25 protein-coding genes and 1 tRNA gene are annotated in these 25,749 nt (G+C 58.3%); 3 read left to right on the top strand and 23 right to left on the bottom strand.

Features of this window, described 5'->3' with window-relative positions:
* Window positions 1–46: 46 nt before the first annotated feature.
* The 8 genes from AC5DB9_RS04315 to AC5DB9_RS04280 form a co-directional block, all read right to left on the bottom strand.
* Window positions 47–2,338, bottom strand: coding sequence for a DEAD/DEAH box helicase (locus AC5DB9_RS04315; RefSeq protein ID WP_272994547.1), 2,292 nt, complete (start codon window positions 2,336–2,338; stop codon window positions 47–49).
* A 106-nt stretch (window positions 2,339–2,444) separates the two neighbouring features.
* Window positions 2,445–2,738 (bottom strand): hypothetical protein, encoded by a 294-nt coding sequence (locus AC5DB9_RS04310; RefSeq protein ID WP_414711341.1) that lies wholly within the window; start codon window positions 2,736–2,738, stop codon window positions 2,445–2,447.
* 110 nt (window positions 2,739–2,848) lie between these two features.
* Window positions 2,849–3,958: a DUF6094 domain-containing protein gene (locus tag AC5DB9_RS04305; protein ID WP_272994548.1), complete on the bottom strand. Its 1,110-nt coding sequence runs from the start codon at window positions 3,956–3,958 to the stop codon at window positions 2,849–2,851.
* Window positions 3,959–4,020: 62 nt separating this feature from the next.
* Window positions 4,021–4,668: a hypothetical protein gene (locus AC5DB9_RS04300; protein ID WP_272994550.1), complete on the bottom strand. Its 648-nt coding sequence runs from the start codon at window positions 4,666–4,668 to the stop codon at window positions 4,021–4,023.
* Window positions 4,669–4,761: 93 nt separating this feature from the next.
* A complete protein-coding gene (locus AC5DB9_RS04295; RefSeq protein WP_047012742.1) occupies window positions 4,762–5,370 on the bottom strand; it encodes a DUF3275 family protein in 609 nt (202 codons plus the stop codon).
* A 104-nt stretch (window positions 5,371–5,474) separates the two neighbouring features.
* Window positions 5,475–5,975, bottom strand: a complete 501-nt coding sequence (locus AC5DB9_RS04290) for an STY4534 family ICE replication protein (protein WP_272994551.1) — start codon at window positions 5,973–5,975, stop codon at window positions 5,475–5,477.
* Window positions 5,976–6,377: 402 nt separating this feature from the next.
* Entirely contained in the window at window positions 6,378–6,740 is a 363-nt protein-coding gene (locus AC5DB9_RS04285) for a DUF3085 domain-containing protein (RefSeq protein WP_047012738.1), read from the bottom strand.
* A gap of 109 nt (window positions 6,741–6,849) precedes the next feature.
* A complete protein-coding gene (locus AC5DB9_RS04280; RefSeq protein WP_272994553.1) occupies window positions 6,850–7,644 on the bottom strand; it encodes a GTPase in 795 nt (264 codons plus the stop codon).
* A gap of 404 nt (window positions 7,645–8,048) precedes the next feature.
* On the opposite strand from AC5DB9_RS04280, the gene AC5DB9_RS04275 reads away from it, so the two are divergent.
* Complete coding sequence (locus AC5DB9_RS04275) at window positions 8,049–8,780, top strand: hypothetical protein (protein ID WP_272994556.1); 732 nt, start codon at window positions 8,049–8,051, stop codon at window positions 8,778–8,780.
* 54 nt (window positions 8,781–8,834) lie between these two features.
* Here the strand turns inward: AC5DB9_RS04275 and AC5DB9_RS04270 are convergent, their stop codons facing one another.
* From AC5DB9_RS04270 to AC5DB9_RS04210, 13 genes are all read right to left on the bottom strand, one after another.
* The gene (locus AC5DB9_RS04270; protein ID WP_047012735.1) at window positions 8,835–9,551 is read right to left on the bottom strand and encodes a DUF5983 family protein; all 717 of its coding nucleotides are present in this window, start codon (window positions 9,549–9,551) and stop codon (window positions 8,835–8,837) included.
* Window positions 9,552–9,645: 94 nt separating this feature from the next.
* Window positions 9,646–10,038 (bottom strand): hypothetical protein, encoded by a 393-nt coding sequence (locus tag AC5DB9_RS04265; RefSeq protein WP_047012734.1) that lies wholly within the window; start codon window positions 10,036–10,038, stop codon window positions 9,646–9,648.
* Between the two features lie 28 nt (window positions 10,039–10,066).
* Window positions 10,067–10,318 carry a hypothetical protein gene (locus AC5DB9_RS04260; RefSeq protein WP_047012733.1) on the bottom strand — a complete coding sequence of 84 codons (252 nt, stop codon included), beginning with the start codon at window positions 10,316–10,318 and terminating at the stop codon, window positions 10,067–10,069.
* A gap of 732 nt (window positions 10,319–11,050) precedes the next feature.
* Window positions 11,051–13,063 carry a DNA topoisomerase III gene (locus tag AC5DB9_RS04255; protein WP_047012732.1) on the bottom strand — a complete coding sequence of 671 codons (2,013 nt, stop codon included), beginning with the start codon at window positions 13,061–13,063 and terminating at the stop codon, window positions 11,051–11,053.
* A gap of 331 nt (window positions 13,064–13,394) precedes the next feature.
* Complete coding sequence (locus tag AC5DB9_RS04250; protein WP_047012731.1) at window positions 13,395–13,793, bottom strand: single-stranded DNA-binding protein; 399 nt, start codon at window positions 13,791–13,793, stop codon at window positions 13,395–13,397.
* The gene (locus tag AC5DB9_RS04245; protein WP_047012730.1) at window positions 13,790–14,326 is read right to left on the bottom strand and encodes a DUF3158 family protein; all 537 of its coding nucleotides are present in this window, start codon (window positions 14,324–14,326) and stop codon (window positions 13,790–13,792) included. Before AC5DB9_RS04245 ends, AC5DB9_RS04250 begins: the two co-directional genes overlap by 4 nt.
* A complete protein-coding gene (locus AC5DB9_RS04240) occupies window positions 14,323–15,102 on the bottom strand; it encodes a PFL_4669 family integrating conjugative element protein (RefSeq protein ID WP_047013456.1) in 780 nt (259 codons plus the stop codon). The genes AC5DB9_RS04245 and AC5DB9_RS04240 overlap by 4 nt, the downstream gene beginning before the upstream one ends.
* Window positions 15,103–15,317: 215 nt before the next feature.
* Window positions 15,318–16,460 carry an STY4528 family pathogenicity island replication protein gene (locus tag AC5DB9_RS04235; protein WP_272994560.1) on the bottom strand — a complete coding sequence of 381 codons (1,143 nt, stop codon included), beginning with the start codon at window positions 16,458–16,460 and terminating at the stop codon, window positions 15,318–15,320.
* A gap of 2 nt (window positions 16,461–16,462) precedes the next feature.
* Window positions 16,463–17,023 (bottom strand): DUF2857 domain-containing protein, encoded by a 561-nt coding sequence (locus AC5DB9_RS04230; protein WP_272994562.1) that lies wholly within the window; start codon window positions 17,021–17,023, stop codon window positions 16,463–16,465.
* A gap of 10 nt (window positions 17,024–17,033) precedes the next feature.
* Window positions 17,034–18,737: a ParB family protein gene (locus AC5DB9_RS04225; RefSeq protein WP_272994564.1), complete on the bottom strand. Its 1,704-nt coding sequence runs from the start codon at window positions 18,735–18,737 to the stop codon at window positions 17,034–17,036.
* A gap of 179 nt (window positions 18,738–18,916) precedes the next feature.
* A complete protein-coding gene (locus AC5DB9_RS04220) occupies window positions 18,917–19,780 on the bottom strand; it encodes a ParA family protein (RefSeq protein ID WP_272994566.1) in 864 nt (287 codons plus the stop codon).
* A gap of 25 nt (window positions 19,781–19,805) precedes the next feature.
* The gene (locus AC5DB9_RS04215; RefSeq protein ID WP_047012725.1) at window positions 19,806–20,027 is read right to left on the bottom strand and encodes an AlpA family transcriptional regulator; all 222 of its coding nucleotides are present in this window, start codon (window positions 20,025–20,027) and stop codon (window positions 19,806–19,808) included.
* Window positions 20,028–20,146: 119 nt separating this feature from the next.
* A complete protein-coding gene (locus AC5DB9_RS04210; RefSeq protein WP_047012724.1) occupies window positions 20,147–20,887 on the bottom strand; it encodes a hypothetical protein in 741 nt (246 codons plus the stop codon).
* Between the two features lie 478 nt (window positions 20,888–21,365).
* On the opposite strand from AC5DB9_RS04210, the gene AC5DB9_RS04205 reads away from it, so the two are divergent.
* Entirely contained in the window at window positions 21,366–21,647 is a 282-nt protein-coding gene (locus AC5DB9_RS04205; protein WP_047012723.1) for a hypothetical protein, read from the top strand.
* Between the two features lie 37 nt (window positions 21,648–21,684).
* Here the strand turns inward: AC5DB9_RS04205 and AC5DB9_RS04200 are convergent, their stop codons facing one another.
* Together AC5DB9_RS04200 and AC5DB9_RS04195 are read right to left on the bottom strand one after the other, a co-directional pair.
* Entirely contained in the window at window positions 21,685–22,944 is a 1,260-nt protein-coding gene (locus tag AC5DB9_RS04200; RefSeq protein WP_047012722.1) for a tyrosine-type recombinase/integrase, read from the bottom strand.
* 164 nt (window positions 22,945–23,108) lie between these two features.
* A tRNA-Leu gene (locus AC5DB9_RS04195) sits at window positions 23,109–23,195 on the bottom strand.
* Window positions 23,196–23,321: 126 nt separating this feature from the next.
* Here AC5DB9_RS04195 and rnr point away from each other — a divergent pair.
* Complete coding sequence (gene rnr / locus AC5DB9_RS04190; protein ID WP_272991134.1) at window positions 23,322–25,736, top strand: ribonuclease R; 2,415 nt, start codon at window positions 23,322–23,324, stop codon at window positions 25,734–25,736.
* Window positions 25,737–25,749 lie beyond the last annotated feature (13 nt).

The following is a 25,749-nucleotide window of genomic DNA, read 5'->3' as shown; positions in this document are numbered from 1 at the left end:
TAAATACGGCCCCCGAAGGGGCCGCCAAGATCAGATCAAACAATACTCAGTTTACCAACTGCCTAGCCAAAGCCACTTCCACCGAATCACCGTCCTGATTAAGGGCATCAAGCCCGGATTCCGGCACATCGCCAGAGGTGCTTTGGGAAACGGCGATTTTTTTCGCCATCAGCCCCAGGCAGGTCATCTGCGAGGTGGCCGCGTAGCCGAGGTAGATCACTTTGACCGGTTGCTTCTGGCCGATGCGCCAGGAACGCCGGGAGGCCTGCTGCAGACTGTAGACGTTGTACCCGGATTGCATGAACACAATCGTCGGAAACTCCAGCAGATCCAGCCCGGTCTTGACCAGTTCCGGGTTGGTGATGAGCACATCGATACCGCGGTCGAGCTTGTCGACGATCCAGTCTTCCCGGCGGGAGGCATCCACGCTGGCGCGCAGTACCGCCACCTTGAAGCCTTCCTGCTCCAGCAGCACCTTCAGCCGAGACGTGGTGTCCCGTGTCCCGGTATAGACGCTGTAGACCAGCACCTTGCGATCGGCAGCTTTCTCCTCCCGGCAGATGTCACTCAGCTCCTGTTCCTTGGGCATGACGTCCAGATCAGTGAACAATGACGGCGTAAACGCCAGCAAGTCACGGGTGCGAGGATGTTTGACCGTCTCTGCCCGAAAGCAGGTGTCTGGCCAAGCCAGGAGAACATTGAGTACCACGCCCAGCAGCGTCGTGTCGCGGCGCGCCAGGGCCTGCTTCAACTCAGCGGTCAATTGCCCCGCCAGGCGGGAGTAGGCCTGCGCTTGCTCACTATCCATAGCTACCTCGCGAAATTCCTCGTCATAGGGCGGCAGCACATTGCCACCAATGTCCTTCAACTTGAGGAATACCGTGAACGGCAGTACACAGCGCAACACACCCTTGGGACCAAATCCGGGGGCTTTCACGGTTCGCACCGTGATTTTGCTGCCCTTGGCGGTCTTGTGGGCTGAGCCGTTGCTCTCGGAATAAATATCCTTAAGCACACCGTGATCGCGCATAAACGCCATCGCCGCGGGCGTCAGACTACCTTGTTTACCGGGCCGGTAGCCGTCTTCGATCATTCGTCCGGGCAAGGCGCGGAACAGCAGATAAAAGATATCGTCTCCGTAGCCGCCCATCAGGGTGCCGGTGAGCAATAGCGTCTTGCGCGCCTTGGCCGCCAGTACGCCCATGGCCTGCCCCTGTGCGGAGCCAGCGTTCTTGTACTCGTGCGCCTCGTCGGCGATGAGCAGGTCGAACGTGCCCTGCGGCAGGTAGCGTTTGACGAATTCCGAGGGTTGATAGCCCCCTTCACCAAAGCCGAACTCCATGTTGGCCATGGCGCGTTCCATGCGCTGGGCCTGGCGATCGGAGAATACCAGTTCACCGTCACTGTCCATCAGGTTGATGAACTCGTACAGATTGTCGCCCAGCATGGAGGCTAGGAACGATTCCCCAAAGGTTTTCATCAGCTTCTGGGCAGTAACCTCGCCGATGGTGGGAATACGTTTCAATGCCTTCAGCACAGCCTGAGACTGGTCATTGACCGACAGGCGCCGGGGCCGCATCAGGGTCCACAGCGCCGAGGCACAGTGGCCACAGCTACGACGGGAGTCCTCCGCCTCCAGCTCAACTGGATTGATGGGCTCGCCGTCCAGATCGGTGATGACCTGACCACAATTTGGACAGGTCCCCACGTCGCCATGGCGGGTACGCCGTCGTACAAACACCGGCTTCCAGTGAAAACCCATGCGCATGCGCACACGGCCCAGGACAAAGAATTCCAGTCCCTGGGAGGGCACGCCCAACCGCTCGCGCAGCTTGAGAAGTTTGACCAGAGTGTCCGGGCCGTTGAGAACCCAGACCTTGGCGTCGGCGACCGTCTCCTGGATTTCCCGTCGCCACTTGTAGACCAGGTGGGGAGGTGAGAGCACCAGGGTGCGGCGGTAGCCTTCGGCATTGAGGACGGCGGCCGTGGCAATGCCAACGGTCGTCTTGCCACAGCCCATTTCGCCATTGACGATGGCGGCCCGTTCACCACGATTGATCAGCAACTCGGTGACGGCATGAACCACGTCGGCCTGGGCGGGAAACAGTTGCCGCTTCAGGCCGCCAAGAATGGTTTCATGGTATGCCCGTGCCTGCCCGGTATACACCGGGGGATTGGCGCGGTTGAGTGAATCCAGTAGTTCGTCACCGAATTCGGACACAAAGTCCGGCAGACTGATGTCGAGGGAGGAAGAATCTTGTTCGAGCAAGTCGCATTGGCCGACGGATTCAGAACAGGTGTTATCAGCAGTGTTACCAGTAAAAGTATTGAGGGACATGATGATGCTCCATAAAAAAACGGGGCATGCATCTCCCCCAGCAGGGCAAAGGCATGCCCCAGGGGTGGGAAATGAAACGACGGCTGGCGTCGCGGTAAAAAAGGAATCAGTACTCGCTGGGCAGCAGCAACGTCGTGACGCTGCGATCCCATTCAGTGATGATCCAAAGCTTGAGATCCGGCCCGACGTCGTAGGACGACATCAATCGTCCCCCCGATGTCAGTGCTTCATCATTGAGCTGCTTGTCGTCGCCGCACAAATCGCCCCAGTCGCCATTGAGATGGCGCTGGAGATAAGGCACGGGATTGATAACTCCCCGTTGAATAAGATCGTTCACGCCTTGGGTCATGAGTACTTTGCCGGCTTGGAAGCGCGGTTGAGACAGTGTTACGAGTGCCATGGTGATTACCTCTCTATATGAAACGGGGCCACGGCACCCCACGGGGCGACTGGACCCCGGTGGGTGGATGAAACAAAGAATTAACGACGGCGGCGTGCCGCCGGAGATGATCAGCGAATGGTCAACACCTGCCCCCTGGTGGGGGAGTCGGGTGTCATATCCCACGCGCGGATGATCGGTACGAAGCGATCGGTCAGGATGCGGGTCTCGGCAACCGAGCCGTCATCCCGCTCCCGGTACTCCGTGGTCAAGGATTTCTCCTTGTGGGTATCGCCCTTGACGACCAAGACCTTGCCGGTTTTGGCAGTGACAACCCCTGAGATCGCGCCAGCCGCCAGGGCCAAAGCGAGATGCCAGTGGGAAAGGGCACGTGCCGGAGGCCGCGGTATTCGCTGTGCGGCGCCCAAGTACGTTTCGAGGGCCGGCCACATGCCCTGCAGGCGGTGTACTTCGGCAGCGAATTGCTCCGGTTCGAGCGTGATGCGATAAAAATGCTCCGGGTTCGCTTGGGACGTGGGCACTGTGTAGGTCGGGCAAGATCCGTCATCCGGCAACACGTCTACATCGATGTTGCCCTGACCGGCCTGGAGCAATTGCTGTCGAACAGCCTTGGTGTCGCTTCCAGCCAGCTCCCGCTGACGTACCCGTCGACCGAAGATCACCACCTGTTTGAACTGGGTGTCCACCGCACGGTAGAGTCGCAGGTCGGCAAAGTGACGTGTCAGCCAGCCTACGAATTCGGCGTCGAGGACGTAGATCGGGATGATCAGCACCAGCACGCCGTCGTACTGCAACAGTGGCAGGGTGCGCTGGTAAAACAGCTTCTCCAGCCGTGGACGGCCTTTACCTGGATAACCGATATTGCCATCGGCACCGCGGTTCAGATCGCCGTAGGGCGGATTGAGCCACAGCAGTCCGAAGGACTGGCGGGAGATCAGTGTGTCCATCAGGTCACCCTGCAGACAGTGGTCAACGAGATTGCGCGCATGGGTGGCACGCTCGGTGTCGTACTCGACGGCGTAGACCGTGACCTGCTCCCGCCCAAGGGCATGAGCGGCTTCGGCAATCGCTACGCCTTCGCCAGCACAAGGGTCGAGAATGCACATGGTGCCCGACGATGGGGCCAGTGCGGACAGTGTCCGCTCCAGCGTCGATTCATCCGTGGGGAAGTAACCGTTTTTGATAAAGTTGCGGGCCAGCCGCGGAAACATAAGAGCCATAACTCTCTCCTGGTAGCAGTGGTAAGAAAAGAGCCCGGAAGAACGGGCTCGGTGGTAAAGCGTCAGGCGACCCGTTGAACGGATTTGTTCGGGACCGAGTCGGTCGGTGAGACCGTCAAGACACCGTTGCGAATCATGTCGCCCAATGCGTCAGTCAGGGCCGGTACATCCAGAACCAAGCGATGACCTTCCAGAGGCCCGAGAGCGACGGGAAGTTGGATCAGCATGTTTCGTGATTGCAGCAAGGCCAGTACCGGCTCGCGCCAGTGATCCAGCAGCGGTAATGGGCAGGTCTCTCGTACCAGCACCCAGAGGCGCTCGTATTGGCAGTTGCCCTTGGGCAATACCGCCAGTGCAAGGGTGTTCGCCTTGTCCGGGGTAATGCAGTGCCTGTCGAACAGCCACAGATGGACCATGGATCCAAACAGCGTGCGCCTGAAGGCGCGCGTGATGCGCTTTTCCAGCAGATCAGCATTGCCGATAAACACCGGGATGGACGATCCCTGTTCGGGGATAAGATGGAATTGATCCAGTCCGTCTTCGGCGCGACCGAGGGTCAGCCGAGCCAAAAATTCCTGGACAGCGGTATCCCGCGCCCAGACGGACAGAAAGACCAGATTGCCGCTCTCGTCAGTGATGCAGCCATCGGCCATCAGGTCCGGGCATTCATCAAGGCGGTACAGCGGTTGTGGGGATAAAGGTGTGGGCATAGTGATGTCCTCTTGAGAAAAGAGGGGCGCCCATGCCTCAGGGGCGACAGGTGCCCCTTTGGGGTGGATGAAAATCGCGGGATGCGATGAGGATCAGGCGGAAACCCGGTGCCAGTCCTGGGTCAGAGGTGCGAACTCGTAACCCAGAACACCGAGACGGTCGCGCTGCTGACGCAACACCCGGCGATCGACAGTGGCGTCGAGTTTGATGCTCTCGCCCAAAGGCCAGAGGGTGCCGAACAGCGTGGCATCCGTGTCCTCCGGTATCGGTGTGTCTGTCATGGTCGAAGCAGAGGCGCCGAATGGCGTGGTATCGACCAGCGGATCACCGGACACTTGTTCCGTTGCCTCGATCGGAGCCGCGGCGATGGGTACCGGTGCCTGAGCTTCCTCATCAATAGGATCGACTTCCTGCGGGCTTAGCCGGTTGGCTTCGTCACTGCTGAGAGGATCAATACTGGATAAGGTCATGCCGCCCAAATGGGCGCGAATCTCAATGACCATGCGTCCGCTGGTGTTGTACGTGGAAGGTCGAATCTCGGTGATGATGAAATCACCGTCGTATTTGCCTTCGTTGTACTGGTCCAGCTCGGCGTTCTTGATAACGAACTCACCGATGGAAGTGGTTAATCGGCCGACATTGAAATCACCGTTGCGACCGTGGATGGTGCGTATGGCCAATTGGCCGGAAAGATTAATCATGGAAGGTCTCCTTGAATGGGACGTGATCGGAAAGGCACGGCGAAGCGCCTGAAGGATCGGAAGAAAATGACAACAAGGCCCCGGTGGGGGCCTTGGGAGGATGACTAGGCTGATACGGTTGTTTCAGCGTCGTCAGGGATGTCAGGCGCTGGTTCAGCGGAAGCATCCGAAGCATCGGGTGATGCCGCCTCGCCAGAACTCTCGGTTGATTTTGGTTCGGCCTTGTAGACCATTTCTCCATCAACCTTGATCCACTGGACGAAGAGCAGACGTGCTTTCAGGCTGATGCCCGGTTGCCCGGCCCGCTCGCCTTTGGTGTAGGTAAAGGTGTCGGTCCACAGGTCGCCAAGGCGAAAGCCGATCAGCACCTTTTTGTCCGCTTCAACGGCTTCGGAACAACGGCGAATCAGGTGTTGCGCTTCAGTGCCGGAAACCCGGACATCGAAACGGCGATACTCAGGCGCATCGCTGGGACCATTGAGTGCTGCGATATCGCAGGCCAGGAAAGACTCGCCTTTGCGGGGGGTGACCTCGCGAATACGATTCAGATACCCCAAGCCGGTGATATGCAGGTTGAAGAAAGTTTTTTCAGACGATGTAGGCATGGTTAATCTCCACAATAAGAATAGAAAATAACGGAGATAAACCTGCCCTGGCGGGAGGAATACCCCCGCACGGGATGACGGATCGACAGATCCGGGAAGAGAAGGGTGCATCCATCATCGAAACGATGAGCGTTCGCGCGCGGGATGCCTGGGCGAACTGGGACGATCAACGCGGTCGGAACCGCGCCGTAGCCTTAAGGATCGTGGCTACCTGGGCATGTCGCTGGCGGAGCAGCGGAACATGCTCATAGTGTTACGTCAGTGTGTGTGGCGCGCGCGTATCTAAGGGACATTGCCCGAGCCCCATTATTGTTGGCAGTGTTTGGGAAGGTAAGTGGTCTCCGTGGCTGGGTGTGGAAAAAGAAAAAGCCCCCGATGGGGGGCTTGAGGACAGGCCGCTTTTCAGCCGTTGCCCGGTTTGGGCGGCACGGCTTGAAACGACAGGTGCGTCGGGGTGGCGGAGAGTTCGAGATCGTCCTCGCTGTTCAGAATGTGTGCGAACACGGCCTCCAGGGGATCGAAAAATTCGCCGAAATCGTCACCGCCCAACTCGGTGTAAGCCAGCGTCCACCAGTCATCGAACGGATCGATGTCGGGGTTGCAGCCGACGGCGTAGGCCAGCCGCTGGTAGCGTCCTTCCGGCGTTCGCTCGCCTTGTTCGGGCAGGAAATAGACGCCCTGATCCTTTGCTAGGATGATGCGGCATTGGTTGGTTATCGCTTCGGTCAGTACGGGGCGCAGTTCAGCGCCTTTGAATCGCAACATGGTTGTAATCTCCAAAGAATGAAAGAGAAAGGAGGCATCAATGCGGATGCCAGGGCACGGCGCCGAGCAGCGGCACCGTGGGTTGAGAGGAAAACGGCCGGTGGCCGGATCAGTGGCGGGTCGGTGTGCGTCCAGACAGAGTCACCACCTGGATGCGCCGCCAACTGCCATCGTCGATCAGGCGTTCCAGTGTGTCGCCGAGCGAATCGAAGCACAGGGTATCGACCCGCTCGACCAGATCCCCCTCACGGCGCAGTTCCACCGCGTAGAGATCAAGGCCGCGCTCGTAGAGTACGGTGACCTGGCCCTGGAACTTTGCCGTGGCAACGGTGAAACCGATCGCCGGTGGCGTCCTGATAATGTCGCCGGGTAGCGGATTGACACAGGTGAAGTCCCGTGCCCCCGCGTCCACCAGCAGGTGGGTAATGCGCCGAAAGCCATCGGGCGCGGGCAACTGCTCCAGTTGATCGACGAGATCCTGCAATTCCTGGCAACGCGGTAGCGGAATCGGCAATCTGGCCGGTGCCGAGCCGAGCACCAGGGTGTTCACCGTGTACGGAACCCCATCGGCGTACTCGGTTCGCTGTTCCGGGGTGTCCGCGCGCAGCCCGTCGAAGCGGCGTCGAGCATAAGGTGTAACCTGCACTTCGACGCCCTCGTCGGGCACGTCGGTGATCAGTGTGCGATCGAGCACCGCGAACTCGGCGCGACCGGTCTTGACGACGATGGCCTCATCGGTCTTCGCGATCACCTTGCCTTCGAACGGTTGGGGATCGATGTGGAAGCCCAGCGTCGAAACCTTGGGTTGTCCGTCGAAGATGTTGAACTTGAATTTGCGGGCGTTGCGCGGCATATGGCCGCTGACCAGCGTCGGCAGCTGTGCACGGATGACTTGAATGTCCATGAAAGACTCCTTGTGGGAAAGCCAAGGGACTTCCGCCCTGCAAGGGAGGGATGTCCCTTGAGGGTTGAGGTAAAAGACGCGCGATGGCATCAGGTACAAAAACAACCAATGCGACGGATCGCATCGTAGCCTTGAAGGTCGAGGCTACCTGGGCATGTCGCTGGCGAAGCAGCGGAACATGGCACAACGATGTCGCTTGTCGGGCAACGTTGCCATCTGCAATGGGTTACGTGTTGAGCCCCATTGATCGTCGGTGCTTGGATTTGGAGGGCTGGAAACAGAGGGTATCGGTGGGGATGGATGTCTCGCTGTCATATAATCCACGACGGATCATCAGTAACGTTGAGTGATAGGGAGGGAGAGTGGGATCGCCAAAGCTACCGACGATAAAGCGACTGTTCGCAATGTCCGACAATCAGTGCGCATACCCAGCGTGCCAGGTGCCACTGGTAGAATCCTCTGGCACGGTGACGGGTGAAATTGCCCATATCAGGGCAGCAAGCAAAGGGGGGCCGAGGTATGATCCCAGCCAATCCGACGACGAACGGCATGGGTTTGAGAACCTGCTGCTTTTTTGTGGTCGTCACCACAGAATTATTGACTCGGAGGTGGAGAACCATCCCGTTGAGTTGTTGATCAGTTACAAGAGTCGTTGGGGGCAAAAAGGCCTGGTCGAAATAACACCTCGTACCACTTCCGTGGCCGAAGTGCTCATCAATAATTACCAAAATATAAGGGTGGAAAACAACTCGGGACAGGTCGCCATCAATAGCCCCGGAGCCATTCAGGCCGGTACCTTAAATCTGAAATCAACCAAGCAGAAAGTCACCATAGCGCCCCCGGAGGGAAGTGTGTCCAGTGACTTGAATCAGTGCGCCTACATCGAGTATTTGATTGGGAAATATAAAGATTACCAAAAGCAGGACACATCCAAGCAGGACAAATACAAGTACATGGCGATCTATAATGCGGTGAAACGCCAGTTTGGTTGCAAGTGGCAATTGATCCCCTCGGCGCGCTTCGATGAGCTCGTTCAATTCCTGCAGGGAAAGATTGATAATTCGAAGGTGGGACGTATCCGAAAAAGCGCGGGGCAAAAGCGGTATCACAGCTTTGATGAACACCTTCAACATTAATGGGTAAACATAAGCTGAGCTAAAAAATGAGCCCCGTGGTGGGGCTCTTGTATACTACCCATGGTCGTGAAGTGGTAAACCTTCCAGCGCTGGCGCATCGGGATCAAATATCAGAATCCGCGTATCGGCAAGCGCGGCCAGGTGCAACACATTCACCAGCGATCCGGGCAGTCCTGCCGCCATATGCTCCTGGCGCAGTTGTGTCGCGTTTTGGTCGGTGATGTGCCGAAGGTTCTCACTGGTCCAGGGTGTGGCGATAAGCTTGACTCCGACAGCGTGGCTGTACGGCAGCCTGAACGCTTCAAACAGCAAGCCACTCGGCGTTGCGATATCAGCCATTGCACCCAATCCAGCCAATGCCTGCCGACTGATGTGGGCCGAACTGATCTCCCAACACCGGCTGTAGTGCCCCGTCATAAAATGCAGACGGTGAATGAGCGTCGCGGCGGACTCCGCTGAATAGGTGTCGCCAACATGCATGGGATGCCCAGTATCGTTGGCCATCACGGCATAGACCACTGTGCGTACGATTCCAATGCCAGTGCATTGGGCCTCAATGACATCCGGAACGGTTTGTCCCTCGGTGATCAGTGCAAAGCTGTCGCAAAAGATGCAGGGATGCTGCCGAATCTCGTCGTCCCGTAAATGGGCTTGAGATTCATGCAGGGGACGAAAGGCCGGCGGACAATCATCCTCGTAGGTAATGACTAGCTGCCGTTGCGTGGTGAGATGGTTAAAGCCACGGATAAAGGGGTTGATGATAGCGCTCATGGTGGATCTCCTGTAGAGGTAGGGCAGAGCCCACCCCTACCGGGAAGTGAGCCCCGGTGGGTGAATGATTTCAAGTGGATCAATGTGGTCGCGACTACCAGCCGCAGTAGTTCAGAATCAGCGCTGCGATCACTTCGCGACGTGTCAGGTCCAGGCCGCTGAGATCGGCCAGGCCTTCAATGCCAACACGGCGAAACAGTGCGCCGCCTTCCTGGGAGTTATAAAAACTCACCAATGCGGCAAGGAACCTTTTCTGGCCGGAACTCATGACATCGACGGTGTCGTTGATCAGCAACAGGTTGGGGCGCAAGTCCCATTTGTCGGTCGCCTGTTCCCAGGTGTCTTGCGTGCCATCGCCAAAAAGCTCAATGCCGGCGAGGGCAACACCTTGTCGCCATGCGTTTAGAAATGCGTTGGGGGCCTGCTCAAAATGATCCTGCTCCCGGGCAATCCAGGCAAACGCTTCCTGGTGGGTGGATAAGGTCATAAAAAATCTCCTGAAGTTATGAAACGTGTTATGGCGCTTCGCGCTGGGTCCAGTTGCCGGTATCCAGTGCGTGTTGTGCGTCGGGGAGTTGGGAAAAATATTCGACAGATTCCCGGGAAACCGGGCCGTCCTGATCTGAGGTGCCGAGGTAGTAGCCGCGGCCACTGCGCAGAACTTGCAGAGGCAGACTCCGGTCGGCGAACGTCTTGGCCAATCGACCGGTGGTTATCGGTGTTTCCTGACACGTTGTGCCGGGTGGAGGATGATTACGGGTAGACATGGTTTGATCTCCTGCGGTTTGCTACAGAGTGAAAAGGGCTCTTGGAACAACAAGGCATCGCCACCGGTGAAGGCGGACGCCCGCGATACGATGCGGAACGGGCTGGCGCGGTCGGCGCGGAATATCCGCGATGCAGCATTGAAGACCGCTGCTGCCGGGGCACAGTGCTGACCGGGTCAGCAATATGTGGGGGTATCGTGTCGAGAGGGTGGTGTGTGAGCGAGGGTCTATGGGGTTTCCGCGGCGACCGGATTGGCACGCTGTGGGGGCAGAGGCGCTGAGACAAAGCGAAGAAAGAGAAGGCAGCCGAAGGCGATTACCTTCGGCAACGAGAAATCACCACCCGTGAATCACATGATAATCTGGCCGTCATCAAAGCCGTTTCTCTTGGCGATTCACCCGACCCGTGTCGTGGTTGGAGCCGGAATGTTGTGGCACACATCCGCGCACAAAGGGAGCCCAGTGTTTCACCGGCGGGCACCGGGAATGAGTACCGTCAACCCCGAAGGGTCTCCTGGGCGCTCGCGCGGCAAGCGCCCAGGAGACCCTTCGGGAGCAACGGAAGCAGGCTGATGACTGGCAACTACTCTCAATAGTTGTCGGAGGAGAAACCTTCTCACCCGTGGTGAGTGAAAACCGACAGGGTGCGCACGCCGTGACAGAAGGGGTCGCGTGCCTGGGCTGCCCGATTTCGGGCCAGTGCGCCTCAATTGCCGGGGGTCGTATGACGCCTTAGCTGTGAGGTGTGGACCGTCGCCGCTGCCTGGGTGTTTTCCCACGCAGAGGCTTCGCGATGGGGCGCGTCCCTTTACAGTCCGGATAGCGTACGCAGGACCAAAACGCGCCTTTGTGACCGCCTTTCCGTTGCATGGGTGAGCTGCAATCCGGGCAGGTGGGTGAGGGTGGCAGTTTGATGTCCAGGGAGAGGGTGCCGTACTGCTGGACCAGTTGTGTCACCCAGGCGCTTTGCTTGTCGAGGAAGGCGCCGAGGGTCATGTCTCCCGCTTCGATCAAATCCAGGGTTTGTTCCCAGATCGCCGTCGTGCCCGGATCGGCGATGGCCTCCGGGACCACGTCGATCAAGGTATAGGCTGCCTCCGTGGCACGAAGGGCTCGACCACGTTTTTGCAGATAACCGCGATCAAGCAAACCACTGATGATGCCGGCGCGTGTCGCTTCGGTGCCGATACCGGTTGTCTCCTTGAGAATCTGCTTCAGGCGCGGGTCATTTACCAGGCGGGCGACGGTTTTCATGGCCTTGATCAATTCGCCCTGTGTATAGGGTTTGGGCGGCTTGGTGTGCAGTGCCTTTAGTTCGGTGCCGGTAATGCTGCAGTCTGTGCCGGTGGCGAGGGAGGGCAGTTGCTGGCTAGGCTGCGCTCCCGGTTCCTCCTGATTGTCCTGTGCATCACTTCTCAGTGCCCGGTGCCAACCGGGATCGATGACCCGCTTGCCGGTGGCCTTCAACGGCTGTTCCCCGGCTTCCAGCAGCACCGTCGTTCGATCAAACGTATGGTGGGGGAGAAACTGACACAGATAGTGGGCACGGATGATGGCGTAGACCGCCTGCTCTTTATCCGATAGGGCGGACAGCTGGCAGGGCGCCTGTGTCGGGATAATGCCGTGGTGCGCCGTGACCTTGGCATCGTTCCATGCGCGGGACTGTAGATTGAGATCCAGTGTCTCAATAAGAGAGGCCAACGCGGGGTCCGCCGCAAGCAAGGCTTTGATCACTACGGGAGCCTCACGCCGCATGTTTTCCGGCAAGTACCCGGTGTCTGAACGGGGATACGTCGTCGCCTTGTGGGTTTCATACAGGGACTGGGCAATCCGAAGGGTTTCCGCGACATCCAGCCCCAGCTGTCGTGAGCAGACCTCCTGCAGGGTTCCCAGATCAAAAGGCAGTGGCGGCGCCTCCCGGACACGCTCTGTATCGGCTGACAAGACTCGCGCCGTTCGGGCGGTCCGGATGGATTGAACGGCGTGCTGCGCCACCTGCTCCTGTACGCAGCGTCCCGCCTCGTCGGCGGTGTCCGTTGGTGGTATCCACTCCGCAAGAAAGTGACTTTCGGACGAGATGAGCCTGACCGCAATTGACCAGTAGGGGGTTGGGGTGAACGCAAAGATTTCCCTGTCGCGGTCTACCACCAGACGCAAGGTAGGGGTTTGCACACGTCCAACGGATAACACGCCCTCGAAACCACTGCGGCGACCGAGCAGGGTAAACAACCGGCTCAGGTTCATACCGATCAACCAGTCCGCCCGCGACCGCGCCAACGCAGAGTAGTACAGCGGCAGGGTCTCGCTCCCGGGTTTCAGAGCGCCCAGCGCTTTGCGAATAGAGGCGTCGTTGAGTGCGGAAAGCCACAATCGCTGAATGGGACCGTTGTAGCCGCACAGTTCGATCACCTCCCTGGCAATCATTTCACCTTCACGGTCTGCGTCGGTGGCGATAACCAGCTCAGTGGCTTGCTTGAGCAATTGTTTGACAATCTTGTACTGGGCTGCGGTCGATGCTTTGATGTCGCTGCGCCAGACCTTGGGAATAATTGGGAGCTGATCGAGGGACCAGCGTTTGTACTCGTCACCATAAACTTCCGGGGCTGCCGCTTCGATCAGGTGACCGATGCACCAGGTTACGGTAATGCCGGTACCGCTGTAGCAGCCGGTTCCTTGCCGTGTTGCACCCAATACCCGTGCGATGTCTTTTCCCTGGGAGGGTTTTTCGCACAGGAACAGGCGCATGTGATGACTCCGGCAAGGTGGTGACAGAACACCCGGTTATTGTCGCCTCCGGCAGCGCCGGCCACCGCGATGAAACCGGCACCGGGTGTTCCGGCTTTCATCCGAACATTTGCATTAGTGTGGCGAGAGATAGCGCTACCAAAGCTTCGCACTGTGGCGCGAATGGAACACAGTGGAAGAACAGGAGGCTCCATCACGTTCCGCTTTACCGGGTTGCCAGCGTCGGATCTGCATCCCGGTGCAGGGTATTGGCGGGCAGGTAGTGGCTGGCGCAGGATGAGCGGCCAAAGGTTGCTACAGCCGCTCATGGCCGGCCAGCGTTCCGATCAATTCACCTGTCGTCCGCAGGTGACTCTTCGCTGGTGGATTTGGCGCTGAGTACCACATCGTCAAGCCGGTACGGCAAGATACCCACACGTCGTGCCTCGATCTTGAAGGTGACGCGTTCGTTTTCCTCTGCGTCCTCCCACTCGTCACGCACTGTGCGCCCGTCCACCAGAACCCGCATCCCTTTTTGATACAGCAGGTGCCAGCGTTCGGCGTCGCGATGCCACAGCTCCACCGGAGCCCAGAAGCCCCCGCGATCTTCGTACCCTTCCTGCACCGGTACCGGATTGTCGAAGTAGACATTCAGCCGCAGCAGTCGCCGGGGTTCGTCGTTGCCATTGGCAAATTCGCGGTACTCGGGCTTCGAGCCGATGTTGCCTTCGCCAAAAAAATGTGTGCTCATGGGGATTCCTCCTCGGTGGTTAAACGTTGCCGATCGGCACGTTGCAGGTAAATCATCTCGGCCCGGGCCATCTTCTCGGCGCATTCAAAAGCCTGGCGGGCGATGCTGTGAGTCAGGCTGATCTGCATATTCAGGGCGATGCGCTGTAGCTCCTGAGCGTAAAGGTCGTCGACGAGTGTGTCGGGAGTTGCTGAACTGAGCATTGCCTGTTCCCAGAGCGGGACTCCCATACTGGAGCGATCGAGATTGCGCCAGCGCAGAAAAGTGGTGCCCGCGCTGGTGGCTTGCTGGGCCAGATGTACCCCCAGCAGGGTGAAGGGGTACCCACGCACCTGCCCGAGCACCCGCCGCTCAGCGAGTTCGATCAGGTCATCCCGGAGCGCTCGGCATTGGTCGGCCCAGTCCTCCAGTTCCCCCTTACCTTTAAAAGGTTTTAAAAGGCCTTTTAGGTAGGCGGCGTGTTCCAGGCGTTGGAAGTCAGTCTGTACCAGAGGCACGAAATAGCGATTGCCTTGTGGGTGAGGGTCACTCATAACGAATCGCTCTCGGCGGATTGAGGAGCCGTCGTATCCACCGGCGTGGGTTTGTCCGCTGCCAGGGTCGATTCGGTACTGTCGACGTCATCGCTATCGGCTGTAGATGAGTCGCGTGCCAGTGGTGGTGCGAAGCGGGACCGGCGGGTGCCTTCGAGCACGTCTTGCGGCAGCGGGCCGTACTTTTCAAGTGCTGCACGGGCGGCGGCATTTCTGGCGGCATAGTCGTCCCGTTTTGTCCCGGAATATTTGTACTGCTGGGCCAGTGAGAATAGGCTGCGCAGGGCGTGGGCGCCGTCGTTCAGCCACCGTTCCAGGGTGCTGCGATCAATCAGGGCAGTGTGATGGGCGAGAATGAGATGCCGTGCCAGTGCGTCAAAATCCGCGAGCAGGTACACGGCCATAAATCCCAGTTGGGCGTTCACAAACAGCGGCAGCGTCACCGGCTGGACATTGAGGTTGTCCCCCAGGCTGAGGGCGGAGGGGACATCGGCGAGTGCCTGATCAACCTGCTCCCGTAGCGCCTGTAACCGGTCCTTGGTGTCGGCCAACTTCTCCTCGACGCGGAGCATCCACCAGTCGGAGTAGGGGTCATCCTGCTCTGACCCGCGTTTCATTTTATTCATGATGGCCAGAAAACCGTTAAGACCGATGATGCCTGGGCGGCCTTCCGCGGGGGCCCGGCCATGCCAGATTCGCGAGGCGTGATGGGTGTGCAGCGTCAGCGTCATGGTGCTGCGCAGGGAGCCGAGGTTCATCTTCATGTCATTGGCCATAGGATCACTCTCGTCGTCAGTTTGGGGATGAGTGTCCTGCGCCAGCGGAAGGCTGTCAGTCAACAAGTCGAAGCCGGTGGGAGCCGGATTGTCAGGGTGAGGGTGCTGCAACAGATGGCGCTATGCGAGTGGCATAACCTTAAGGGGCGGATCGTTGGCAGGATGAGCTATGCGACTCGCATAGCGCCGGAAATGGGTTCCGCTGCAAACACCGTTCAGGGTTTGAATAGCGACCGCAGCTGCGCCATATGTTCATGCACCGTTCGCTCGTCATCGGGGATGTGCCCGGATGATGGACGCGCGTCGGCCAGCAGATCCCCGACCCAGGTATTGAATTCACCGCGGATGGCTTTCTGGATAATGCCGAACAGGTAGCCGGCGGGATTGCGTACATCGCCGGACAGGCAGCGCACGGTCCATTCATCCAGCACAGCCTGTTGCAGCTTTTCATCCACCTGGCGCAACGCGGCCAGTGCGCCTTTCTGTTGTTCTTCCCGCAGCTTGAAAAAATAGTCCGGCAAATGCAGATTTTTGGCGAGCTCGCGTCCAGTAAGTACTTTATGAATACTTTGATTACTACTACTTACTGTACGGTCTGCCTTCGGATTCCGAAGACCGTTGTTACCACTGGCTTGCCGACCCGCTTCGGAATCCGAAGGCTGTTCTTCGTCATTCCGAAGCGGGGTCCTATTCCCTTCTTCGGATTGGTGGCCAGTGCCGGGCTGTGGATAACCCGCCGCTTTTTCCGATGAGGAGGTAAGCAACTTCTCGGTGATGGCCTGCAGGCGGGTCGGCAGTGCACGTTGGCTCACCTGCGGATCGTCAACCAGTTCCCGCAGGGTTTCCGACGCAACGCGTTGTATCGCCTTGCTGGCATGGGTGATTGACTGGCTGATCAGGTGGAGGTAGTCAGCATCCAGGTGTATGGCTTCAAATGGGGTGAGTGATGTGTCATGAAGCACGTACAGGTTCCCTTCGATACGGCCGGTTCGGGCGTTGCGCCGACGCCTGACCAGGCTCAGCCAGCGGGTGAGCCGCAATAGTGTCAGTGCCCGGGCGACGGTTTCGTGAGAGGCTTTGCCGGTACAGGGCATGGCGGCGAGAAAGGGGCGCAACCGTTCGTAGGTGGGAAAGACCGTGATCTCGTCGGGGTTCAGCAGGAGACGGAGTACCTGCCAGGCATTGCGTTCCAGGGGTGTGAGGCGTCGGTCGAAGAAGAGCGTGCGGGGGACGCTCTCGTGGCGGTTGCCGCTGAACAGAATCGCGTCCTGTGCTGCGGTCTTGCCGCTCTGTCGGGAGGCGGTTTCCAATATTGCGCTCAGGGCATCCGGGGAACCCTTCGGGTCATCGGCAGCCATGACTACGCCAGTCCCTGGTCAATCCAGCTCCGGATAGTGGCCCAGATCACCGACATGGGCAGGCTCAACGCCTCGGCCAACTCCATGGCGAGATCCAGCATGGCCGCGTCGTCATCGAAATCGATCTCTCTCGCTTTGATGGCGGGTTGCCATCGTTGCCACAGCGCCATTTCCTGCACTTCGCTCAATACCGGGTGTCGCCCCTTGCGTTTTGGCAGGCCCAGCACATCGCGGCGGAGCGCCACTTCCTGATGAGTCAGTCCGTAAAACCTACTGATCATGTCGGTACTGGCCCCCAGCCGGAGCATTCGGTCTATTGTCAGGATTTCCTGCTCGACATCCTCGACCTGGCGGAGCAGATGCTTCAGTACCTCGCGATTGACCTGTACCTTGCACCAGGAGACCGAGGCATTGATCAGGACACTCACCAGTGCGGGGTGTTTGAGGGCATCGAGTTCCTCTTCCCCAAACCCCATGGCCTTGCAGCGTCGCAGCTGACCGTTGCGCAAATCATGCAGCGCTTGTGCGATAACGGCCTGGTTGAGCGGGTGGGGACCTGACACAGTTTAATCCTCACCGACGACCGGGTTTGCCGGCGGGCTCGGGTGCGTCGCTCCACTGCCATTCCCGCAGCTGTCGCGCCAGACGGAACAGCTGGAATAAACGGTCCAGGCCGGTATCGCTGAGATGGTGGATAGATTCCTGGTCGGTATGGAACCAGTCCCCAAGCAGTGATCGCACGATACCGGCGATAGACGCAGACTGCACCGCCGGCCTGTCTGCACAGATGCAGGTTTCCATCGCTGACAACAAGGAAAACAGCGGATGTGAGGGGGTATCCGGCAGTACATCATCCGGAGCCGTACCGTCGTGCCGGCAGGTGAAACCGATGCCCGTACTGACGGGACTTACCCGACCGCTTTCGCCAATCTCGCTGGCGATGGTGGCGGCCAGCTCGCCGATGGTGATGCGAAGCTGGTCCGTTGAACCCAGTGAGGATTCAGTATCCCCTGTTTCCGTCAGGGGAGAATGCGTGTCTGCCCCAGCGTTGATTGGTTCGGGCAGCCTCTCACCGGTTTGTTCGGCCACCAGGCGTTGAATCGATTGTAAGCGGTCTGTTGTCGAGGGTAGGGACTCCTCGGGAATTTCGTTGTCGGCAGCCCGTGCTTCGTCGGGTGTGTATTCAGCGGGGTTCGCGCTGGCAGCCGGAGTATCCGCCGCCTTCGATTGCCCGAATGGCTTGGTCGAACGGGGATCATCTTCGTCAATGTGCGGGTTGGCCACCGGCTGAGATAGGTGATTGATATCCGGCGATACCGGCGTTTTTGGAACTACGGGTTGATCCGAATTATGAGGTAATCCGGACGTATCGGGTGGCGGCGCTTCGAGCGTCCGTTGCCGATGTGCGGAACTGTCAATCGCCAACGCCAGAGTATCGTAGTCCACATTGAGGACGTGCCCCATTTGCCCGATCAATTCATCCTGGATGCGTTGCAGAGGAAATTCATCGCCGGCATGATCGAAGAGGGTGAGGACTTCCTGGAACAGTGTGGTGAAGTCCACGCCAGTGTCCTTGGCGGTGTAGGTGCTCCAAACTCGCTCCCCGGCTTTGCGCAAGGTGGTGAGCCGCTCGGTCTGTGGACGCCCAAGGCCAGCGTACAGGAGGGTGGGAATCGCGGGCAGCAGATAGCGGATGGTGTCCTGCATCCGGCTGATATGGGACTGAGAAACGGGGTAGCCATCCGCGGTGAGGCGACGGGAGAGTTCGGATTGTGACAGTGACTGCCCGCCTTCGGCTTCATACAGTTCCCGCGCCTTTTCGATGCCCAGCGCGCGTTCGATAAATGAAAGCCCGCCGTGCAGTTCATTCTCGGTCAGGTGGCCGGTCAGCGCGATGATCTCACCGCGCGCCGACCATGGGCGAAACAGGCAGGTGATACGAAAATAGCGCTCTTCTTTGGTGTCACGCCAAAGTTCATTGAGTATGGCCAAACGGGTGTTGCCGCCATTGCGGATGGTATAGGTGGACTCACCCGGCCGCCGGGTGATAGCCGGAGGAGCGTCGAGCCCCCGCTCGCGAATTGAGGCTTTGAGGTCATCATAGCGGGGATTGCGGGTCACGCGCGGGTTCAGGTCGTAGGGACGCAACTGGTCCAATGTGACCACCATGGGGGTGTCCTCGATGGGGTCGCTCAACTGCTCGGCCTTCGGGCCGGAGCGGGCAAACCCCTCGGCCAGTAACTTGCCGGCGATGGCGTTGGGATCCTGCTCAGCCATGGCGGGGATTCCTGGTCGCGGGACGCCGAGTGGGCAGGAGCAACGCTGCGGTGCCGATGGCCGGCATGTCCGGCTTGGTGAGTACGAACTGATTGGCAGCGCGGTAGGCGACATGCCACCCGTGTGCTTGTGCGAAGGTCATCAGCCTGCGCCGTTTCGGGCATGTCCGGTTCGCCGGTTCAACGATATTCGACATGGGCCGCCCTCCGACAGGTTGCGGGCGTTACGCCATCAAAGCGGTCTTCCCATTGCGGCAGCAGTTCCCGCGCCAATGTCTTGATCGTTTCCAGGGCCGCTGGTGCCACGCGCCCATGGGGGCGGCGATGCTCAACCCGGTGGACCGGTTGGCTCAGGGTGGCCGCCCGGGGATAGGCTTCGATAGCCGGGATACTGGTCGCCAGTAGTGAAACTCCCACTTGTCTGCGGAACAGCTGATGCAACGCCTGCTGAATAGCGCGCGCATTAGAGGAAACAGAGTGCACACGGTTGATCAGCAAATGCAGCGGCGGTGGCGCAATACCAAGATGGCGATAGGGCGTGATGTCATCGAGTAACTGCAGGGTTCCCCGCCGCAACTCCCGCGCCGCCAAGATTTCTGGGGTAACCGGGGACAACGCCAAGTCCGAGGCGAGCACTGCCATCTCCAGCATCACACTGCGCGCGCCCTGGGTATCGATCAGCATCAGATCGTAGTGGGGAGCGAAGGACGGCAGGAGATGGCGTAAGCGAAGGCGGCCATCCGGCGCATGCAGCAATAGCGTGTTCAACTGCCCCTTGTCGTCATTGGATAGGATGAGGTCAAGTCCGTGAACCGCCGTGCGGGAGATAACCTGTTCTGGCACTTGTTCATTGAATGCCAGCAGTTCGTAGATCCCGCCGACGGCCTGTTGATTCAGAGAAAAGTAGCTGGACAGGGTTGGTTGAACGTCGAGGTCTACCAGTAGCACCCGCAGCCCGGCGTCGGCGGCGAAGCCGCCAAGGTTGGCCGCGATGGTGGTTTTCCCCACACCGCCTTTGGTTGATATCACGGAGATCACTTGCATAGTGCTGACCCTCCAAATCCCGGTGTCAGAGGGTGCGGTCTTTGCGGCGTTCGGCGATCCACTGGTCGATTTCGACCGAATCCCAGCCCACGGCACGGACACCCAGGCGAATGGCTTTGGGAAACTTGCCCGCTTTCATCAGATTGTAGATGTGGGCGCGTTTGAAGCCCGTCTTGGCTTCCACCTCGGCGCGGCGGAGGATGCGGCGTTCACTGGGATTCATCGCTGCTAAAGGTTGCTGAGACATAGGGACCACTCCTGGACGCTCCTTGGCGTTTGTTGGGACATGGTCGGTATTAAATACAGCTCGCCGGAAAACGACACCGCAAATGCGGCATCCCGGACCGCTGTTATAGACTTGATGCCTCAGTTCGATGCCAAGTGGCGTTTGGCTTCGGCGAACTTGGCCTGGAGGGTACGCTCAGTGATACCCATGGTGTTGGGGGAATGGGCAATCATGGCGCTGATAACAGCGTCTTGGGATTTGAAGGACGAATAAGGCTGGCCCGACGGTGAGTGTCCCAGTAACAGACTCAACAGCCCGGCGACAATGTTGAGGTAGGTTGATTCGCTACGAGCGCCGGGTGACTTTCCCCGGCGTATGCTCAGCTGTTGATGCTCATAATCCTCTCTGAGTGCGTCGTATTTGATCTGGAGTGCCTGGCAGATGTGTTCTTGGTCTGCAAGCTGTATTTTCAGGGCTTCCCGGTCGGCCAGTAAGATTTGAATAGCTTCAGTACTGAGACCAGTGAATAGGTGTTGTTCGATTGCTCCGAACAGGAATCCGGGTTTTTCTTCCGGGTAGGTAGAGGCCATCCAGGCTTTCAGATCCACATGGCGGACCGTCAGGTCAGGATCATCCAGGAGCAGCGGGTCTTCACAGGTGACACCATTCTTTCCATAGGGAAGATCTCTGTTGGTCAGGGCATCCAGTATTCGTGCGGTGTTCAAATGGAGCCTGGGCCATTGCGGGAAATCGGTTGGAGCGGGGACTTGATGAGCCCCGAGCACCTGAATGATATGATGCTCGTGGTCGAACAGATCGCTCCAACGGATGGCCGCCTCAATGGGGCGATAGAAGATTTTTTCAGGCGCGCTGCCGGGCATACCGATACCCTCATCGATTGTTATTCACCCTGGAGGGGTGTTACCTATGACGGTTTTCGAGGTGTATACACGATGGAGTCGGCCGCGAACCGGTTGTGATGGTTTTGCGGCGTTTGGGCTATAGATTGCTTAACACGTACACTCCTTAGAGGCGCAAACGCCGAAAACCTGAATCTTTTATCCCCGCTGGATTGCAATTGATTTTCTACTGGCGGTGGATACATCGGGCATAGAAGTGTTGTGACTGAATTCGGGAAAGCCAAGACCGATTGGGTCAGTGTGGATTTCTGTGTCTTTGCGGGCTTCAGCTGTTGCTGATTAGGTCACAGGTAAATAGGGTTGCAGTGAGAGTCTTGTCATACTTTGTTCATATTTGCAGTTCGAATAGTTGCGCAACAGGTCTCACAGCAGATCAAAATAGAAACAGTGTCATTGCGTTGATCAATCCAATGCGAAACCAAGAAGTATTGGCCTAAACATGGCGGTAAAACGGAAACTGGTCCGATCCTACGGAAGTGGTTGTCGTGCCAAGCAGCCTCTACCCAAGGAATACGAAAATGCCCGTTTGCGTTGGCTGGGACGTGTCCGTGTGGAAGCCGATTCTGGTCTGGTGGATGAATACGAAATTGAACCGGACAGGAAGTTGTATCTGAATGATTTTCTGACGCTGATTGCGGAGGAAATCGAAAAGTTTGAAGAAATCGATGATGCTGATTGGCGGGTGGATATTTACAAACTCACTCGACGACAGCGATGTTAAGCTTGTGGAGCTGGGCCGTGCTCACTGACTATTCCGGTCAACTCTCGGCTGACGCTGTTTCAAGACGTGCATTAGTATTCACTCGTCTTGCAAATGCTTGCGACTGTTTCGAAGTCAAACCCACCCTTAACGCATCCAGATAGTCTGCATACCACTGCATCATCAGTCGGCGCTGGGGAAGATAGATGGCGTGGTTGTAGTCGCCGGCAATTCCGGTTTCCTTGTGGGACAGTTGCGCATCCACGAACTGCTTGGGCCAGCCATGTTCCCGGAGCAGCGTGCTGGCGGTGTGTCGAGTGCCGTGGCTCACCATGCGACCCTTGTAGCCTATGAGGCGAAATACCTTGTTGACCGTGTTTTCGCTGATCATGGCGTTTTTGGTGCCGATGCCGGGGAAAAGATACTGTTGCCTTCCGGTAATTTCCCGGAGCTCTTTGAGCATTGCAACGAGTTGGGTCGGAAGCGGCGTTACGTGCATACGGCGCATCTTCATCTTCTCCGCGTCGATACGCCAGATCGCATCATCCAGGTCGACTTCGTGCCATTGGGCGAAGCGAACCATACCAGGGCGGGAGGCGGTGAGGATTGCCATCCAGGCTGCGGTGCGGTTGATGAGGCGACTGGTCGAGTTGTCCAGCTTGCGGAGAAAATCCGGTAACTCAGGTTCGAGTAAATGTGGGTAGTGCTCGGCTCTCGGGGCTTCCTTGGCGATATAGCGCAGCTCCGATGCCGGGTTGTTGTCGCATAGCCCTTTGGCGATCGCCCGGCTGAAGATTTCGCGCAGCCAGCCGCGGACTTTCTTGGAGACGTTCAGTGCGCCACGTTTCTCGATGCGGGTTTGTACGGAAGCACAGTCTGCCCTCGATACGCTGGGAAGGTGTTTGTCCCCCAGTACGGGGAGAATGTCCTTGTCGAGGTAGGTCCGCATTTTATCCAAGGTTGACGCCGAGCGACCAGCTTTGACCTTGCTTTGGTACCAGTCCTCTGCGGCTACCCTGAACAGATTGGTCTTTGATTCGGTAGATGCTTGTTTATCAACTTTGCGTTTCTGGCTCGGGTCGATACCGCGTGCCACAAGTGCACGCATTTCAGCCGCCTTCTCGCGAGCAAGTTGGAGTGAAATAGTGGGGTAGACACCCAAGGAAATACGAGGTTGTTTGCCGTCGATGCGATAGCGGAAGTGCCAGTACCTCTGCCCCACGGGGGTCACCCACAGGGAGAGGCCTCCGCCATCGGCGAGGCCATAAGGCTTGTCTTTAGGCTTGGCAGCCTGGACTTCTCGTGCGGTAAGGGGCATGGTGAGTACACTTTTTCTCTCGAACTTTTAGTGTACTCAAAAATGTACTCATTTGCACATGGCTTTCAGTGGAACCCGGTAGCGCATGCTGGAACGAAAAAGCCCGCTTTCGCGGGCTTTTTCAATGACTTAGAGATTTTGTTGGAAGTCTCTGGAATTCAAAATGGTGCCCAGGAGAGGACTTGAACCTCCACGGCCGTGAAGCCACTAGCACCTGAAGCTAGCGTGTCTACCAATTTCACCACCTGGGCACAGGAGGTAAACCACGACATGCGTCGTTGAGGCGCGCAATTTACTGATGCTGCGCCTTTTTGTCAACGGTTTGCGTTACACTGGCTGCAAAATTTTTACTGTCTTCCAAAAGGACGCATTTCTGCATGCCAAAAGGCCCCAACAAGCATTCTGATCCCCACGCTGCCCGTGAAGCCGAGCGCTACGACAACCCGGTACCCAGCCGGGAATATATTCTGGACGTCTTGCAGGGTGCCGAGCAGGGCATGAGTGCGGCGGCGATTCGCCGCGCCCTGGGGATTGAGGGTGAGGAGCAGCAGGAGGGCCTGCGCCGTCGTCTCAAAGCGATGCTGCGCGATGGCCAGCTCATTGAAGGGCGTCGTGGCAAGCTGCAGGTGCCGGATCGCGGCGAGGCGCTTATCGGTCGGGTGCAGGGGCATCGGGACGGTTACGGTTTTGTGCTGGTGGAGGACGGTGAAGACATCTATCTCCACAATAGGCAGATGCAGCAGTTGTTTGATGGCGATGTGGTGTCGGTTGAGGTCAGCGGCACTGACAGTCGCGGTCGACGTGAGGGCATTGTCATCGAGGTGCTGGAGCGCAATACCCGGCAACTGGTGGGCAAGCTGAAAGAGCAGCGCGGTCGCTGGTTACTGGTTCCCGATAACAGCCGCATCCAGAACTGGGTACAGCTGGAAGACGACAGTGTGGTGAATGCCCGTGAGGGCGACTATGTGATGGCCGATATCACCCGTCAGCCGGGTTTGCGTCAGCAAGCGCAGGGGCGGGTCACCGAGGTGCTGGGCGATCGCGCCACGGTGGGTGTGGCCACCGAGTTGGCATTGCGCAGCCACGAAATTCCCTTCGAGTGGCCTGATGAGGTTGAAGAGGAGGCGCGGCGCTTTGGCAGCGAGCCCGATGAAGACGGCAAGCTGAACCGAGTGGATTTGCGCAAGCTGCCGCTGGTAACCATCGACGGGGAAGATGCCCGGGACTTCGATGACGCGGTGTACTGCGAGAAAAAGCGCTTTGGTGGCTGGCGACTGTGGGTGGCCATTGCGGATGTTTCGCATTATGTGAAGATCGGCTCGGCGCTGGATGCAGAGGCCCATAAGCGGGCGACCTCGGTGTATTTCCCCGACCGGGTGGTGCCGATGTTGCCGGAGGCGCTTTCCAATGGTCTGTGCTCACTGAAGCCTAATGTGGAACGCCTCTGTATGGTCTGCGAGATGACCATCAGTAGCCGCGGTCGTTTGAGTGGTTATCAGTTCTATGAGGCGGTCATGCGTTCCCACGCACGGCTGACGTACAACCAAGTAGGGGCGATGCTCGGCGTTGAGGGGGCTGATCCGGCGAAAGACACTGGTGAGCATCGGGAGCTGCTGCCCCAGTTGAAAGAGCTGCATAACCTCTACCGGACGCTGCGCAAGGCCCGTGATCAGCGCGGGGCCATCGACTTTGAAACCGTTGAAACCCGCGTGGTGTTCGACGACGAAAAGCGCATCGACGAAATTGTGCCGGTACATCGCCACGACGCGCACAGAATGATAGAAGAGTGCATGCTGGTGGCGAATGTCGCCACGGCGCGCACGCTTGAGCGCTCAGGTATTGAGGCGCTTTACCGCGTCCACAATGGTCCCAGTGATCAGAAGCTGGGTAACTTGCGAGAGTTTCTCGGGGAAATCGGTCTTGGCTTGAAAGGCGGCGAGCAGCCATCGCCCACAGATTATCAGGCATTGCTCGCCAGCTTGGGTGATCGCCCCGACGCGCAGATGATCCAGACCATGATGTTGCGCTCATTGAGTCAGGCGGTTTATCAGCCCGACAACGAGGGGCACTTCGGCCTGAACTACACGGGCTACACCCATTTCACCTCCCCCATTCGGCGCTACCCGGATTTGCTGGTGCACCGCGCCTTGCGCTACCTGCTGCGCAGCGGCGGCGGAGATGCGCCCAAATGCTTCCGTCCGGTGAAAGGGGCGAAGAAGCTGCCTCGCAAGGCGATTTACCCCTACGATATGCCTGCCCTGCTGACTTTGGGTGAACACTGCTCGATGGCTGAGCGCCGGGCAGATGATGCCAGCCGCGATGTCATGGCCTTCCTTAAATGCGAATTCCTTCAGGAGCATGTGGGCAGCGAGTTCGATGGCCTGATTGCCGCAGTCACTGGCTTCGGTCTGTTTGTGGAGTTGGGTGACTTATATATTGAAGGCTTGGTGCATATCTCCACCCTGCCGCAGGATTACTATCAGTTTGATCAGGCCCACCAGCGCCTTGTGGGTGAGCGCAGTCGGCGTGTGTACCAGTTGGGTGACAGCCTGCGGGTGCAGGTGCTGAGTGTGAACCTGGATGACCGCAAGATTGATCTCGGCTTGGCCAGCGGCAGTGATCAGCGTCGCAAGCCGGGTTCCGTGCGCGAAGCGCTGGCGCGGGGCGAGCTGCCAGGCATGAAAAAAGCCGATAGTCCAAAGAAAGGCGGTCGAAAAACCGGCGGGACGGGTAAGAAAGACGGTAAGTCCTCGCGCTCGGCCAGTGCCAATAAAAAGCGCCGTCGCCGCTGAGATGATGTGGCCC

Source organism: Spongiibacter sp., from assembly GCF_984394615.1.
The sequence above is the reverse complement of the archived record's forward strand: the minus strand, read 5'-3'. Positions and strand labels throughout refer to the sequence as shown.

Bases quoted from the DNA above. Each gene is read 5' to 3' on its own strand.
- AC5DB9_RS04300 (WP_272994550.1), bottom strand. From the start codon at position 4,668: ATGCCCACACCTTTATCCCCACAACCGCTGTACCGCCTTGATGAATGC.
- AC5DB9_RS04200 (WP_047012722.1), bottom strand. From the start codon at position 22,944: ATGCCCCTTACCGCACGAGAAGTCCAGGCTGCCAAGCCTAAAGACAAG.
- AC5DB9_RS04285 (WP_047012738.1), bottom strand. From the start codon at position 6,740: ATGTTGCGATTCAAAGGCGCTGAACTGCGCCCCGTACTGACCGAAGCG.
- AC5DB9_RS04270 (WP_047012735.1), bottom strand. From the start codon at position 9,551: ATGAGCGCTATCATCAACCCCTTTATCCGTGGCTTTAACCATCTCACC.
- AC5DB9_RS04315 (WP_272994547.1), bottom strand. From the start codon at position 2,338: ATGTCCCTCAATACTTTTACTGGTAACACTGCTGATAACACCTGTTCT.
- AC5DB9_RS04260 (WP_047012733.1), bottom strand. From the start codon at position 10,318: ATGTCTACCCGTAATCATCCTCCACCCGGCACAACGTGTCAGGAAACA.
- AC5DB9_RS04225 (WP_272994564.1), bottom strand. From the start codon at position 18,737: ATGGCTGAGCAGGATCCCAACGCCATCGCCGGCAAGTTACTGGCCGAG.
- AC5DB9_RS04280 (WP_272994553.1), bottom strand. From the start codon at position 7,644: ATGGACATTCAAGTCATCCGTGCACAGCTGCCGACGCTGGTCAGCGGC.
- AC5DB9_RS04250 (WP_047012731.1), bottom strand. From the start codon at position 13,793: ATGAGCACACATTTTTTTGGCGAAGGCAACATCGGCTCGAAGCCCGAG.
- AC5DB9_RS04215 (WP_047012725.1), bottom strand. From the start codon at position 20,027: ATGTCTCAGCAACCTTTAGCAGCGATGAATCCCAGTGAACGCCGCATC.
- AC5DB9_RS04290 (WP_272994551.1), bottom strand. From the start codon at position 5,975: ATGCCTACATCGTCTGAAAAAACTTTCTTCAACCTGCATATCACCGGC.
- AC5DB9_RS04265 (WP_047012734.1), bottom strand. From the start codon at position 10,038: ATGACCTTATCCACCCACCAGGAAGCGTTTGCCTGGATTGCCCGGGAG.
- AC5DB9_RS04275 (WP_272994556.1), top strand. From the start codon at position 8,049: ATGTCCGACAATCAGTGCGCATACCCAGCGTGCCAGGTGCCACTGGTA.
- AC5DB9_RS04220 (WP_272994566.1), bottom strand. From the start codon at position 19,780: ATGCAAGTGATCTCCGTGATATCAACCAAAGGCGGTGTGGGGAAAACC.
- AC5DB9_RS04310 (WP_414711341.1), bottom strand. From the start codon at position 2,738: ATGGCACTCGTAACACTGTCTCAACCGCGCTTCCAAGCCGGCAAAGTA.
- AC5DB9_RS04245 (WP_047012730.1), bottom strand. From the start codon at position 14,326: ATGAGTGACCCTCACCCACAAGGCAATCGCTATTTCGTGCCTCTGGTA.
- AC5DB9_RS04305 (WP_272994548.1), bottom strand. From the start codon at position 3,958: ATGGCTCTTATGTTTCCGCGGCTGGCCCGCAACTTTATCAAAAACGGT.
- rnr (WP_272991134.1), top strand. From the start codon at position 23,322: ATGCCAAAAGGCCCCAACAAGCATTCTGATCCCCACGCTGCCCGTGAA.
- AC5DB9_RS04235 (WP_272994560.1), bottom strand. From the start codon at position 16,460: ATGGCTGCCGATGACCCGAAGGGTTCCCCGGATGCCCTGAGCGCAATA.
- AC5DB9_RS04205 (WP_047012723.1), top strand. From the start codon at position 21,366: ATGGCGGTAAAACGGAAACTGGTCCGATCCTACGGAAGTGGTTGTCGT.
- AC5DB9_RS04210 (WP_047012724.1), bottom strand. From the start codon at position 20,887: ATGCCCGGCAGCGCGCCTGAAAAAATCTTCTATCGCCCCATTGAGGCG.
- AC5DB9_RS04295 (WP_047012742.1), bottom strand. From the start codon at position 5,370: ATGATTAATCTTTCCGGCCAATTGGCCATACGCACCATCCACGGTCGC.
- AC5DB9_RS04255 (WP_047012732.1), bottom strand. From the start codon at position 13,063: ATGCGCCTGTTCCTGTGCGAAAAACCCTCCCAGGGAAAAGACATCGCA.
- AC5DB9_RS04240 (WP_047013456.1), bottom strand. From the start codon at position 15,102: ATGGCCAATGACATGAAGATGAACCTCGGCTCCCTGCGCAGCACCATG.